Source organism: Actinoplanes sp. NPDC051633, assembly GCF_040681735.1.
Classification (GTDB): domain Bacteria; phylum Actinomycetota; class Actinomycetes; order Mycobacteriales; family Micromonosporaceae; genus Actinoplanes.
On sequence record NZ_JBFAZH010000100.1, the window covers coordinates 1 to 12,321 of the forward strand.

Below are 12,321 nucleotides of genomic sequence, written 5' to 3' on the forward strand. Positions count from 1 at the left end.
CCGGGGAACGGCGACTGCGCCGGGCTGCTCACCAGGCCGTGCCCAAGTGGGAAGCGGATCACGTTCTCGACCAGCGCATCCGCGTTCACCAGGAGGGACGGCACCAACGCGAGCACCGGCAGCCCCACGGCGAACGGGATCAGCCGGCGTCCGTTGCCGGTGGCGACGGCCAGCACCACCAGCACCGCCACCACCGGAAAGGCGAACAGCTTGAGGGCCGCCGCGACGCCGACGACCACGCCGGCCGCGAGATACCGGTCCGAGGCGCACAGGGCCAGCGCGAGCAGGCACAACGCGAGCACCGGCATGTCGTCGCCGCCGGTGGCCAGGGTGAGCGCGCAAACCGGGAAAACGGTGGCGGACTGGGCCGCCCTGGCGGCTGGGAACAGGCGGACGGCCCACACCAGAGCCGCCGCGGTGACCACGAAGAACCACACCCGCGAGTCGGTCCACCACACGTCGCCGAACCATGCCCGCGGCAGGCCGAAGAGGGCCATCCCCGGCTGGTACGGCCGATACTCCGACAGCCGCTCGGACACCGGCAGGGCGGCGATGGCGTCGTGCGACAGGTACGGCGTGCCCGACGACCACAGCGACGCGCCCATCCGCTCGACGACCAGCACCTCTTCCTGAGCCCGGTCGGTGCGCCCGCCGGCCCGCTGCACCGCCTGCACGATCAGCGGCACCAGCGACACCGCCACGAAGGTGACCCAGGTCAGCGCCATGCGCCAGGCCGGTCGCCGCAGCACCAGCTGCACGACGACCACGAGGAACGCCGCGAGGTATCCCCAGACCGCGATCGAGCCCCACGCCCGATGCGGCAGCAACGTCGACGTCAGGCCCGTGACCAGAGAAAACGCGGCGGAGAGGCCGTAGAGGACGACATCGAGGATCACGCGGGCAAGTGTGGCAGAGACGATCTCCCGTGCCCGGGTGCGCGGCGGCGTGGCAGCCGGACCACCGCCCCGGCGTCGTGCAGCGCCTCGGCCAGCACACCCGGCCGGCCGCCCGAGCCACGCTGCAGGGCGGCCAGCATCCGCCCGGCGGACATCGGCCGGGCGAAGAGCTGCCCCTGGCCGGCCACGCAGCCGAGCTCCCACAGGACGTGCCGCTGCGGCTCGCTCTCCACGCCCTCGGCCACCACCGTCAGCTGCATGCTGCGGGCCAGATCCACGGTGGACCGGACCACCGCGGCAGCCTCCGACGACGTCTCGATCGCGGAGACGAAGCTGCGGCCGATCTTCAACTGGTGCACCGGGATCCGGGGCAGCACGGACAGCGACGAGACGCCGGTGCCGAAGTCGTCCAGGGCCAGGCGTACCCCGGCATCCCGCAGATCCCGCAGCGTGCGTTCCACCACCTCGAGCTGACTCATGGTCAGCGTCTCGGCGAGCTCGAGCACCAGACGGTCGGAGGGCACGCCGTGGGCCGTCAGCCGGGTCAGCACCGACTCGGGGAAGGACGGATCGAGCAGGCTGCGCGGTGACACGTTGACGGCCACCGGCAGGTCGAAGCCGGCCTCCCGCCAGACGCCGGCCGCCGACAGCGCCTGCTCCAGCACCGCGTCCGAGAAGGCGGGCAGCTGCCCGGACCGCTCGATGGTCTCCAGCACCCGGCTGGGCGCGAGGGTCGGGTGCGGCCAGCGGGCCAGCGCCTCGGCCGAGATCACCTCGCCGCTGCCGAGGTCGACGATCGGCTGGAAGTCGATGCTGAACTCGTGCGCGGCCACCGCCCGGCGCACTTCGCCGCCCAGCATCAGCGTGCCGACGTCCGCGGTGTCGCGGGACAGCGCGTAGTCGACGGTCCGGTCGCCGGACCGCTTCGCCTGGTACATCGCCACGTCGGCGCGCCGCAACAGCTCGGTGACGCTGCCGCTGCCCGGGGCGAGCGCGATGCCGCCGCAGGCCTCGACGGTCAGCCGCATGCCGTCCACCTCGATGGTGCCGTCCAGCGCGGAGAGCAGCGTCTCGGCCCGGTGCTTGGCCATCGCCGGGGTGGGCAGGCCGGTGAGCAGCACCGCGAACTCGTCGCCGCCCAGCCGGGCGACCAGGTCGGCGTCGCGGGAGGCCCGTTGCAACCGCTGCGCCACCTCACGCAGGACCTTGTCGCCGGCCGCGTGCCCGAGCGTGTCGTTGACCTCTTTGAAGTGGTTGAGGTCGATCAGCAGCAGCGCGTCCATGCCCTCGTCGGGATGCCCGGTGAACATCCGCTCGGCCTGCTCGAGCAGCTCCCGGCGGTTGGCGAGGCCGGTCAGCGAATCGTGCGCGGCGGCGTACGCGTGCTCGGCCGAGATCCGCGCCAGCTCGGCATACGAGCTCGCGTTGCGGATCGCCGTGTAGAGCGCCGACGCGAACGTCTTGAGCTTGTAGGTCTCCGACTCGGTCAGCTCCACCGACCGGCTCAGCCGCAGGCGCAGCTCACCGACTGGATCGCTGCTGTCGTGCCCGGCGAGCTCCCGGATGATCTCGGCGCCGGGCCGGGTCGGCGCCTCGTCAGCGTCGCCGTCGTAACTGACGCCGCTCGCGTTGCCGCGGACGAGTCGAGCCGCGCCGCCCAGCCGTACCTCGATGTCCACCTCGTCGACCGAGAACAACCGCGCCGACCGGGTGACCGCCGCGTCCAGGACCGCGGTCAGCTCGACGACGTTGAGCTCGTCGATGGTCACCGCGAGGCGCTGCCAGGACTCCCGCTCCTCGCGGTTGCGGATCTGCGCGGTCTGCCACAGGTGGACGCAGACCACGAGCGGCAGGACCAGCACCAGGAGCCGGGCGTCGGCGCCGGTGGAGAGGATCCCGACGACCAGGAGGGCGACCAGGCAGCGGGCGACCGTGCCGAGCACCCGCATGTCCCAGTCGGCGCGCAGCGACTCCCGCAGCGTGACCCGGGTGGCCAGCGCGATGACCGGGACGATGAGCGACTCGTCGACCAGCCACATCGACAGCACGGCCACGACGAGCGCGCCGACGTGCAACTCCGGGCGATCGCCGTCCGTACGCACGTGGAAGAGGGTGAAGACCAGGCCGGCCGCGCTCGCGGCCAGCACGTCCTTGGCGACGCCGAAGAGTGCCTTTTGCGGCGCCAGGCGGCTGGTGAACTTCGCGATCGCCACGGCCACGCAGGTGCAGATGACCACCCAGGCCGGTGGCAGCAGGAAGAGCCCGACCAGCACGCCCACCTCGGGCCAGGAGATGCCCCGGGTGTGCGACAGGATGCGGATCCGCCATTGGGTGCGGCTGCCGACGGCGATGGCGCCGACGATGCCGGCGGCGACCATGTACGACGGAGGTTTACCGGACGTCCATGCCAGGACCAGCGCCGTCAGGAGTGCGACCCCGCCCGAAACGACGACGAGACTGACCAGCAGCGAGAGCCGCTTGTCAGTCACGTCGTCGTCAAAGCTTGTTTCGCGGGTCACCGTCCTCCTCCGCCACGCTGGATCGGGCGAGCCGACCGATCCGTCATCAGCGTATTGCGGTGGGTGGCCCCAGCGCACCTACCTCAGCCCCACTCAGAACCGCGCATGGCGCTCTCCTAACCCCTGAGAGTCCCGGCGAGCCTTCGCGAGCCCTGCCGGAACGCTTCTGTGTTGACCTTGTCGCGACAGGGAGAACGTTATGTGAATCGTTGCGGCTTTGGTAGTCATTGATGCCGTTTTACGCAGAATGCGAGAATCCGCGGCCTGAGTGTCACGGAATGTTTTGAATCAAGAACTCAGGGCTATATTCCAGGAGCCTTTGCCTGGGCTATCCAAATAGCGGACCGTGTTGTTCGGTTTACGCATTGGATTGACAAGCAATATCCACTAAGGTGTAGTTATCAATGCACGCACAGTGCCGCTGAGCAGCGGAGAGGTGCGCGGTCGACGCCGTCTAAGAATTGTGCGGCCTAAACCCGGGATATGCGAATCCGTTGCCGCCAGGCGGGCTATAAACTCCCGTTATGCCCGACGAATCCCTGCTTACTCACGTCGACGAGACCGGCGCTGCCCGGATGGTCGATGTTTCCGCAAAGTCGGTGACCGTCCGTCGCGCTGTGGCGGCCGGCCGCTTGGTGACCACACCGGAGGTTGTCGCGTTGCTCCGCGGTGACGCTTTGCCGAAGGGCGATGCACTCGCCGTCGCGCGACTGGCCGGGATCATGGGTGCGAAACGGACACCCGATCTGGTTCCGCTCTGCCACCCCATCGCCCTGCACGGCGTCACCGTCGACCTCGAGGTCACCGACGAGGGCGTCGAGATCGTCGCGGCGACCAAGACCGCCGACCGCACCGGCGTCGAGATGGAGGCGCTGACCGCGGTCGCCACCGCCGGGCTCGCGCTGGTCGACATGGTCAAGGCGGTCGATCCCGCGGCCAGCATCGAATCGGTGCGGGTGCTGCGCAAGGAGGGCGGCAAGACCGGCGATTGGGTACGGCCTTCAGTCCGGTCAGGGGCGGCGGTGGGGCTGAGGACGGCGCCCGGAGGACCGCGGATGAGGGCCCGGGTGGTCGTCGCCTCCAATCGGGCGGCCGCCGGTGTCTACGCCGACACCAGCGGTCCGCTGCTCGTCGCCGGGCTGCGCGAGCTCGGCTGCACGGTGGACGACGAGCCGGTCGTGGTGCCGGACGGCGACCCGGTCACCGACGCCCTGCGCGCGGCCGTGACGGACGGCGTCGACGTCGTGCTGACCAGCGGCGGCACCGGCGTCACCCCGACCGACCGCACCCCCGAGGCGACCCGCGGGCTGCTCGACTTCGAGATTCCGGGCATCGCCGAGGCGATCCGCGCGCACAGCCGCGACAAGGTGCCGGCCGCCGCCCTCTCCCGCGGGCTGGCCGGGGTGGCCGGGCGCACGCTGATCGTCAACCTGCCGGGCTCCACCGGTGGCGCCCGCGACGGCCTGGCCGTGCTGGGCCCGATCCTGAAGCACACGCTCGAGCAGATCCGCGGAGGAGACCATTAGGCTCGACGGGTGACCGCGGTTGACTGGGAGACGGCGCGCCGGCTGGCGTATGAAGCGGGGCGTTCCGCGAGGGCGGCGCCGGAGGTCGTGCCCCTCGACGCGGCGGACGGGCGTACCCTCGCCGAGCCGCTCCTGGCCCTCACCGACCTGCCCGCCTTCCCCACCTCGAGCATCGACGGCTGGGCCGTGCGCGGGCCGGCGCCCTGGCGGCCGATCGGCCGCGTGCTGGCCGGCGAGATCCCGCCGCCGCTCACCGAAGCGGGCTGCTGCGTCGAGATCGCCACCGGCGCGATGGTCCCGGCCGGCGCCGAGGCGCTCATCCGCGTCGAGGAGTCCACCCGCGACGCCGACGGGCTGGTCAGCGGGCGTCCGCGGCAGCAGCCGGAGTGGCGGCTGCCGGGCGAGGAGGCGACCAAGGGCGAGGAGTTGCTGCCGATCGGCACGTCGATCGACCCCGCGGTGACCGGCGTGGCCGCCACCTGCGGCTACGAGACGCTGACGGTCAGCCGGCTGCCTCGCGCAGCGCTGCGGATCTTCGGCGACGAGCTGCTCACCAGCGGCCCGCCCGGCGACGGCCGGGTGCGCGACTCGCTCGGCCCGCAGATGCCCGGGTGGCTGCGCCGCTGCGGCGCCACCATCGACACGGCCGCCGTCGCGGGGCCGGTCGAGGACACGCTGGGGGCGCACCTCGAGGCGATCCGCGGCGCGCTGGAGACCGCCGACGTGGTCTGCACCACCGGCGGCACGATGCACGGCCCGGTCGACCACCTGCACCCGGCGCTGGCCGAGCTCGGCGCGGAGTATGTGGTGAACACCGTCGCCGTCCGCCCCGGCTTCCCGATGCTCCTCGCCCGCACGCCCGGGTTCTCCGCCCTTGCCGGAGGCTCAGCGGCCGGTAGCAGCACAGCCGGCTTCCTGGCCGGGCTGCCCGGCAACCCGCAGTCCGCCGTGATCGCGCTGATCACCCTGGTCCAGCCGCTGCTCGCCGGGCTGGCCGGCCGTCCGCTGCCGCGGCTCCTCTCGGTGATCACCGACCGGCCGGTGCACGGCCGCGGCAACGACACGCACCTCGCCCTCGCCGCGCTCGCCCACGATGGACGGTCCGCCACGCCGGTCGGGCACGTGGGCTCGGCTATGCTGCGCGGCCTGGCCAACGCGCACGGTTTCCTGGTGGTCCGCCCCGGCACCGAGGCCGCGGCCGGCGACCTGCTGCCCTTCCTGCCACTTCCGCTGCTCGCCGGGGAACGCTGATGCCGGTCACCATGGTCCACGTCGTCGACGAACCGCTCGACCTGGCCGCGCACGAGGCCGCCGTGGCCGATCGGCGGGCCGGCGCGGTGGTCTCCTTCCAGGGCGTCGTGCGCGACCATGACCACGGCCGCGGCGTCACCGCGCTGGAGTACGAGGGACACCCCACGGCCGAGCAGGTGCTGCGCGAGGTCGCCGAGGAGATCGCCGCCGACCCTGAGGTCTACGCGGTCGCCGTCTCGCACCGCATCGGCAGCCTGGCCATCGGGGACGTCGCCCTGGTCGCGGCGGTCAGCACGGCACACCGGGCGGCCGCCTTCGCCGCCTGCGGCCGGCTGGTCGACGAGGCGAAGAAACGGCTGCCGATCTGGAAGAGGCAGGTCTTCGCCGACGGCACCGACGAGTGGGTCAACTGCCCATAGGGCGACGCGCCGGCGGGATCGCACGGGCCGCGACGGGCCGCCGGCGGTCCAGCCAGCGGTTGATCGGGAAGGCCGGCGCCACCCCCGACCGCCACGGCAGCGCGTTGACGAGCAGGATCAGACCCAGCGCGTACGAGTTGCGCAGCAGCGCGTCGTCGAAGGTCCACACCGGAGCGATCAGGAACAGCAGGTACGTCGCCAGCCCGGCGATGCCCAGCCCCAGCCCCGGGTAGCGGTGCCCCTGGCCGGGCAGGGGACGGCGTGCGGTCAGGCGCCGGCGTGCCGCCGAGTCGAGCAGGATCAGCACGGCCGGCAACACCCAGATCAGCTCGTGCGTGCCGGTCACCGGGCCGACGATCGCGCCGGTCAGGCCGATCAGCGTGAAGGCCGCGATCTCGTCGCCGTCGGAGTGTGCCGACCGGGCCCGGATGAAGCCCACCGCCACCAGCAGCATCGCGAAGGACAACCAGAGCAGGATCGGCGTGGTCTCCGAGTCGTAGAGGCGGGCCAGCACCCCGGCGAGCGACTGGTTGCCGGTGCGGTCGACGCCGCCGGTGCGGTCGAGGCTCAGGAACACCTCACCGAACCAGGCGGCCGTCTCTCGCGGCGCGAGCAGCAGGGCGCTCACCGCCAGCGTGCCCGCGGTGGTGACCGCGGTCAGCGCCGCCCGCCACTGCTTGGTGAGTGCGAGGTAGAGGATGAACAGGCCGGGTCCGACGGTCAGCACGGTCGCCAGGCCGATGCCCGCGCCGGCCCAGCCGCCGGTGGCCCACAGGCCCCGCGAGCTCGAGCCGCCCGGCCACCACGCGGCGCGGCTGCGGGTCCAGGCGCTGCGGCGCAGGGCGACGATGTCGGCCACGACCAGACCGAAGGCGATCAGGTCTCGCTCGCCCAGGCCGATCGCCGCGCGGACCGGCTCGGTGGCGAGGGCGAGCAGGACGGCGATCAGCACGAGCGGGTAGGTGCGCTGACCGTAGCGCCGAGCGACCGGGGCGGCCAGGGCCACCATCGCGAGCGTCAGCGCGGCCAGGCCGGCCAGCGCGAGCAGCCAGCCGACCAGGGTGAGCGGCAGGAAGGCGATCGGCACGAAGGCGTGTGCCGCGGGCGGCGGCAGGTCGGGGCCCAGGTGCGAGATCGGATCGCGGTACGCGTACAGCCCGTCGCCGGACAGCCAGCCACGGATCGCGCCGCGGTCGAGGGCGAGGCCGCTCAGCGCGTACCCGTGAATGAAGAACGCGACCGCTGCCAGCGCGGCCGCCGCACCGGCAGCGACCACGATGGACCGTCGCGAAGACATCAGTCTGCGCGCTCGCTCCACCAATGCCGGCATGGCTCGACCCCCGGATCGCTCGCCGCGGGGCAAAGCCTAGAAGGCGTCGGCCAGTTTTGTAGCCCCCGCCGGTTCAACGCCGGGGGCGCAGGAAGGTCACCCGAGCTTGCGACCCGCGGAGGCGGACACGGCTGCGATCTTTGCTTCCCGCTTGGCGGTACGCACGGCCCGCTTCACCTCGCGCTGGGTCCGGTCGGCGGCTCGCTTGACCTCCCGCTGAGTGCGGCCGGCGGCGTGCGTCGTGCGGTACTTGAGGCCCGGTCGGCCCTCGGTGTCCGCGGCGGCCAGCAGCAGCCCGCCGAGCAGGCCGAGGTTCTTGAGGAACTGCGTCTGCTGGGCGGCACGGTCCTCTTTCGGCGCCGTCCAGAACGCGTGCCCGGCGACCGTGGTGGGCATCAGGCCGGCGGCGAGCACGGCCGCGGCGGGCCTGGTCAGGTGGCCGGTGGCCAGCAGCAGACCGGCCACCACGTCGGCGCCGGCCTTGATCCGGGTCAGCGAGACGGCGTCGGTCGGGATGCGCGGGTCGACCTTCTCGAGCAGCGGCCGGACCCGCTCGGTGACCCGGCTCGCCGACTCGGCTTTGGACTCGGGATTGAGCAGGATCTTGACCCCGCTGGAGACGAAGATCGCGGAGAGCATGACGCGGGCGGCGGTGCGAACGGGCTTCATCATCTTGGTATACCCCTGTTTCATGGTTGTGTGCGCAGGTACCTGCCGAAGTGGGGCACCGTGAAGGCGACCGTGCCCCGCTCGCCGGAATAGATGAGGCCCTTCTTGATCAAGGCGTCGCGGGCCGGCGACAGGCTGGCGGGCTTGCGGCCCAGCGCGGTCGCGATGTCCGAGGTCGGCACGGCGTGGTCCATGTCGTCGGCCGCCTCGCCGCCCATCTGCGCCATCGCCCGCATGTACTCGCGCTCGGCCGGTGTGGCCCGCTCGAACCGCGAGCCGAAGAAGCCGACCGCCAGCTCGGCCTCCGCCTCCGGCGCGGCCACGCGGACGTCCGCGTCGGTCACCGGCGACTGCGGGGCGTGATCCCAGGTGGCCTTCCCGTACGCCTGCACGAAGTACGGGTAGCCGCCGGACTTCTCGTACAGCAGGTCCAGGGCCTTCTGTTCGTATTCGACCTCCTCCCGGGCGGCCGGGGCGCACAGGGCGAGGTCGGCGGCGATCCGGTCGAGGCGGTCGATGCGCTGGTAGCGGAAGAGCCGCTCGGAGTACGACTTGGCGGCGGACAGCACGGCCGGCAGATGCGGCAGCCCGGCGCCCACCACGATCAGCGGCGCACCGAGCTGGGACAGCTCGTGGCAGGCGGCACACAGCGCGGAGACGTCCGCCGGGCCCAGGTCCTGCATCTCGTCGATGAACAGCGCGATGCCGGTGCCGACGTCGGTGGCCAGCGAGGCGGCGTCGGTGAACAGCTCGACCAGATCGATCTCGATGTCCCCGGAGTCGGCGCGGCCCCGGGCCGGCGGCACGTCGATGCCCGGCGACCAGCGCTCCCGCAGCTTGGCGTTGGCGTCGTTGGCCCGGAGGGCGAAGGCCTTGAGAACGGCCAGCACCTCGTCGACCCGGTCGGGATTGCGATGGTGCGGCGTGAGCTCGCGGATCGCCATGTGCAGGGCGGCGCTCACCGGGCGGCGCAGTGACTGGTCGGGTCGCGCCTCGATCTTGCCGGTGCCCCACAGCCGGCCGATCGCCGCCGACCGGAGGGTGTTGAGCAGAACGGTCTTTCCGACACCGCGCAGGCCGGTCAGGACCAGGCTCCGCTCGGGGCGGCCACGGGCGACCCGCTCGAGGACGACGTCGAAGGCGTCCAGCTCGCGGCCGCGGCCGGCCAGCTCGGGAGGACGCTGACCTGCACCGGGAGCGTATGGATTGCGGACCGGGTCCATGAGATAGCACCGTATCGGGCTGTCTAGCGTTGCCGCTAGATCTTCGTAGACCCGTCTATCGGCCCCTCTAGCCTCGTCTAGTGTTTCCGCTAGACAGGCTTAGATGGACCTACCGTTCCTTGAGGCAGAGCACGAAGTCCAGGCTGTCGAGCTCGCTGTCGTAGAAGAACCACTTCGTGTAGCCGGTCACCTTGGTGCACTTGCGCTCGGCGTCCTGCTCACCGCTGGTGCGGCCGTCCACCCGCTTGAGCACCTCGAAGGTGCCGCTGGCGCAGGCCACGATCTTCATCTCGGGCTGGTCGGGGGTGCCCTCGTTGCGGACACACTGCCCCTTCTTGACGAACCGGGCGTCCTCGCTGCTGCGCGGCTCCGGGTCGGTGACCGCGTTGGTCTGCGAGGTGGTGGCCGGCGTGGTCGGTTGGGCGACGGGATCCGTCGGGTCGTCCCGCGAAATCAGCCACGCGGTCGTGCCCAGGCCACCGCAGATGAGCAGGCCGAGCACGACGACCAGCGCGACGATCGGCGTGTTCCGCTTGCGCCGCGCGGGCTGCACCGGCGGTCCCCAGGACGGCGGCGGTGTGTTGAGCGGCGCGGCGCCGAACTGCGGCTGGGCGGGCGGCTGGGCGGGCGGCATCGCCGCGGACTGACCACTCCAGCCCGTGTGGGCGGCGTCGCTGGTCGGGTGATCACCCCACGGATCGGCCGGCTCGGTGTAGGGCTCGTCGGACGGAGCCCGGTTGGACCACGGCTGCGACGGCGGGCCGGGGTACGGGCCGTTCTGCGTCATCAGCGGTTCCTCCAAGGCGCTTCTACCTAGGTCACCGTAGCGTGCACCCGCACAAACCCCGAGCTCGGAATCATTCCGAGTCGGGTTATCCACAGAACGGGGTTGTCCACAGGCCGGCCACCGGTGACCAACGATCGTGTCTACGGTCCGGCCCGTGCTCCCGCTGCTTCTGCTGCCCGCCGTCGCGATCGGCTTCGTCCTGGCCTACGTCGACTGGTCCTGCCTGCGCCTGCCCGACCCGCTGGTCGGCGCCCTCGCCGTCGCGATCGCGGTGCCCGTCGCGTGTCTCGCCACGCCGGACGCGATCGGCCGCGGTCTGCTCGCGGCGATGCTGGTGGGCCTCGGCTATCTGGCAGTGGCGCTGCTGCCGGGGGACGGGCTCGGACTCGGCGACGTGAAGCTGGCGGCGGTGCTGGCCTTCGGGCTGGGCGTGCTCAGCTGGTCCGCGGTCCTGTTCGGCCTCGTGCTGGCGCACCTGATCGCGCTGCTGTGGGTGCTCGGTGGCCGATCCGTTCTCCCGTTCGGTCCCGCCCTGGTGGCCGGGGCGCTGCTCTCGGCGCTACTGCTAGATCAGCCTCAGCTGGCGGTCCTTCGGGCGGGCCGGCACGGCGTCACCCAGTCGTTCGAAGAGCCCCGCGTCGATGGGGGCCAGGAACGGCGTCGGGGTCTGCTCGCGCTCGCTGCCGTGGCGGAACCGGCGGGCGGCGTGGCTGATGTAGAGCCGATCCTGCGCCCGGGTCAGCCCCACGAAGAAGAGCCGGCGTTCCTCCGCCACATCGTCCTCGGTGGTCTGCGCGCCCGGCCAGCGGTGCGGCAGCAGCCCGTCCTCGCAGCCGACCAGGAAGACGACCGGGAACTCGAGACCCTTCGCCGCGTGCAGGGTCAGCAGGTTGACCGCCTCGGCCCGCGGGTCCAGCGCGTCCACCTCGGCGCCGGTGGCGATCTCCTGCAGGAAGCGCGCGAGGTCGTCGCCGATCCGGTGTGCCAGCGGCATGAGCAGGTCGGCGGCCGCCCAGATGTCGTCCGGGGCGAGCTGCTCGGCGTCCAGCGTCGGCGCGGCGTACCGCTGGGCGAGCACCTGCGCTGCCAGCTTCACGCGGGCGCAGAGCGACCCGCCCGGCCCGTCGGCGTGCCGCAGTTCCCGCGCGATGACCTGGACGCCGGCGCGATCGCGCAGCCGGTTGTGCGACCGCTTCTGCACCGGCACGCCGGCCCGCGAGAGCGCCTCGACGATCGGGCCGGACTGTGCGTCGGCGCGGTAGAGCACGGCGATGTCCGAAAAGGACAAGGTGCCGGGTACGACGGCCCGCGAGTCGACCCGGCCACTGTCCAGCGATCGGTGCGACAGCCCGCCGACCAGCTCGTCCACGGTGCGCACCACGAAATCGGCCTCGTCCGCGACGCTGCCGGCCGCATACCGGCCGACCAGCGGCGACTCCGGGTCCAGCCGGGCCGGGTCCAGCCGGCGGCCGCGCACCAGCGAGGACGGCGCGATCGCCTGCACCGCCGCGGCGAGGATCGGCGCCGAGGAGCGGTAGTTGCGGGTCAGCCGGACCAGCCGGGCGTCGGTGAAGTCCTCGTTGAAGCGCAGGAAGTACTTAACGTCCGCGCCGCGGAAACTGTAGATCGCCTGGTCCGGGTCGCCGATCGCGCACAGGTTGCCGTCCGCCGGGCTGAGCAGGCGCAGCAGCTCGTACTGGT

The 12,321-nt window shown here is 72.1% G+C and carries 11 protein-coding genes; 3 read left to right on the plus strand and 8 right to left on the minus strand.

The genetic code is table 11. From position 1 onward, the window contains the following. The coding region (locus AB0M20_RS08785; protein WP_364295991.1) for a glycosyltransferase 87 family protein at window positions 1-896 on the minus strand (896 nt) is incomplete at its 3' end. After that, window positions 893-3,385 (minus strand): bifunctional diguanylate cyclase/phosphodiesterase, encoded by a 2,493-nt coding sequence (locus AB0M20_RS08790; protein WP_364295993.1) that lies wholly within the window; start codon window positions 3,383-3,385, stop codon window positions 893-895. The genes AB0M20_RS08785 and AB0M20_RS08790, both read right to left, overlap by 4 nt. Before the next feature lie 554 nt (window positions 3,386-3,939). Between AB0M20_RS08790 and moaCB the strand changes: the two genes are divergently transcribed. From moaCB to AB0M20_RS08805, 3 genes are read left to right on the plus strand one after another with little or no spacing between them, the layout of a single operon-like run. Then, a complete protein-coding gene (gene moaCB / locus AB0M20_RS08795) occupies window positions 3,940-4,941 on the plus strand; it encodes a bifunctional molybdenum cofactor biosynthesis protein MoaC/MoaB (RefSeq protein WP_364295995.1) in 1,002 nt (333 codons plus the stop codon). A 9-nt stretch (window positions 4,942-4,950) separates the two neighbouring features. Beyond that, complete coding sequence (locus AB0M20_RS08800) at window positions 4,951-6,192, plus strand: molybdopterin molybdotransferase MoeA (RefSeq protein WP_364295997.1); 1,242 nt, start codon at window positions 4,951-4,953, stop codon at window positions 6,190-6,192. Beyond that, window positions 6,192-6,611: a molybdenum cofactor biosynthesis protein MoaE gene (locus AB0M20_RS08805; protein WP_364295999.1), complete on the plus strand. Its 420-nt coding sequence runs from the start codon at window positions 6,192-6,194 to the stop codon at window positions 6,609-6,611. Before AB0M20_RS08800 ends, AB0M20_RS08805 begins: the two co-directional genes overlap by 1 nt. Here the strand turns inward: AB0M20_RS08805 and AB0M20_RS08810 are convergent. From AB0M20_RS08810 to AB0M20_RS08835, 6 genes are all read right to left on the minus strand, one after another. Continuing rightward, window positions 6,598-7,908, minus strand: a complete 1,311-nt coding sequence (locus AB0M20_RS08810; protein WP_364296001.1) for a glycosyltransferase 87 family protein — start codon at window positions 7,906-7,908, stop codon at window positions 6,598-6,600. The genes AB0M20_RS08805 and AB0M20_RS08810 overlap by 14 nt on opposite strands. A 129-nt stretch (window positions 7,909-8,037) precedes the next feature. Beyond that, window positions 8,038-8,610, minus strand: a complete 573-nt coding sequence (locus AB0M20_RS08815; protein ID WP_364296011.1) for a DoxX family protein — start codon at window positions 8,608-8,610, stop codon at window positions 8,038-8,040. Between the two features lie 20 nt (window positions 8,611-8,630). Further along, window positions 8,631-9,833 (minus strand): ATP-binding protein, encoded by a 1,203-nt coding sequence (locus tag AB0M20_RS08820; RefSeq protein WP_364296003.1) that lies wholly within the window; start codon window positions 9,831-9,833, stop codon window positions 8,631-8,633. A 109-nt stretch (window positions 9,834-9,942) separates the two neighbouring features. Continuing rightward, the gene (locus AB0M20_RS08825; RefSeq protein WP_364296005.1) at window positions 9,943-10,620 is read right to left on the minus strand and encodes a hypothetical protein; all 678 of its coding nucleotides are present in this window, start codon (window positions 10,618-10,620) and stop codon (window positions 9,943-9,945) included. 85 nt (window positions 10,621-10,705) lie between these two features. Beyond that, window positions 10,706-11,095: a hypothetical protein gene (locus AB0M20_RS08830; protein WP_364296007.1), complete on the minus strand. Its 390-nt coding sequence runs from the start codon at window positions 11,093-11,095 to the stop codon at window positions 10,706-10,708. 90 nt (window positions 11,096-11,185) lie between these two features. Next, window positions 11,186-12,321 (minus strand): ATP-dependent helicase (locus tag AB0M20_RS08835; protein WP_364296009.1); only part of this gene is annotated, 1,136 nt, incomplete at its 5' end.

Bases quoted from the DNA above. Each gene is read 5' to 3' on its own strand.
- AB0M20_RS08815 (WP_364296011.1), bottom strand. From the start codon at position 8,610: ATGAAGCCCGTTCGCACCGCCGCCCGCGTCATGCTCTCCGCGATCTTC.
- AB0M20_RS08825 (WP_364296005.1), bottom strand. From the start codon at position 10,620: ATGACGCAGAACGGCCCGTACCCCGGCCCGCCGTCGCAGCCGTGGTCC.
- AB0M20_RS08805 (WP_364295999.1), top strand. From the start codon at position 6,192: ATGCCGGTCACCATGGTCCACGTCGTCGACGAACCGCTCGACCTGGCC.
- AB0M20_RS08810 (WP_364296001.1), bottom strand. From the start codon at position 7,908: ATGTCTTCGCGACGGTCCATCGTGGTCGCTGCCGGTGCGGCGGCCGCG.
- AB0M20_RS08820 (WP_364296003.1), bottom strand. From the start codon at position 9,833: ATGGACCCGGTCCGCAATCCATACGCTCCCGGTGCAGGTCAGCGTCCT.
- moaCB (WP_364295995.1), top strand. From the start codon at position 3,940: ATGCCCGACGAATCCCTGCTTACTCACGTCGACGAGACCGGCGCTGCC.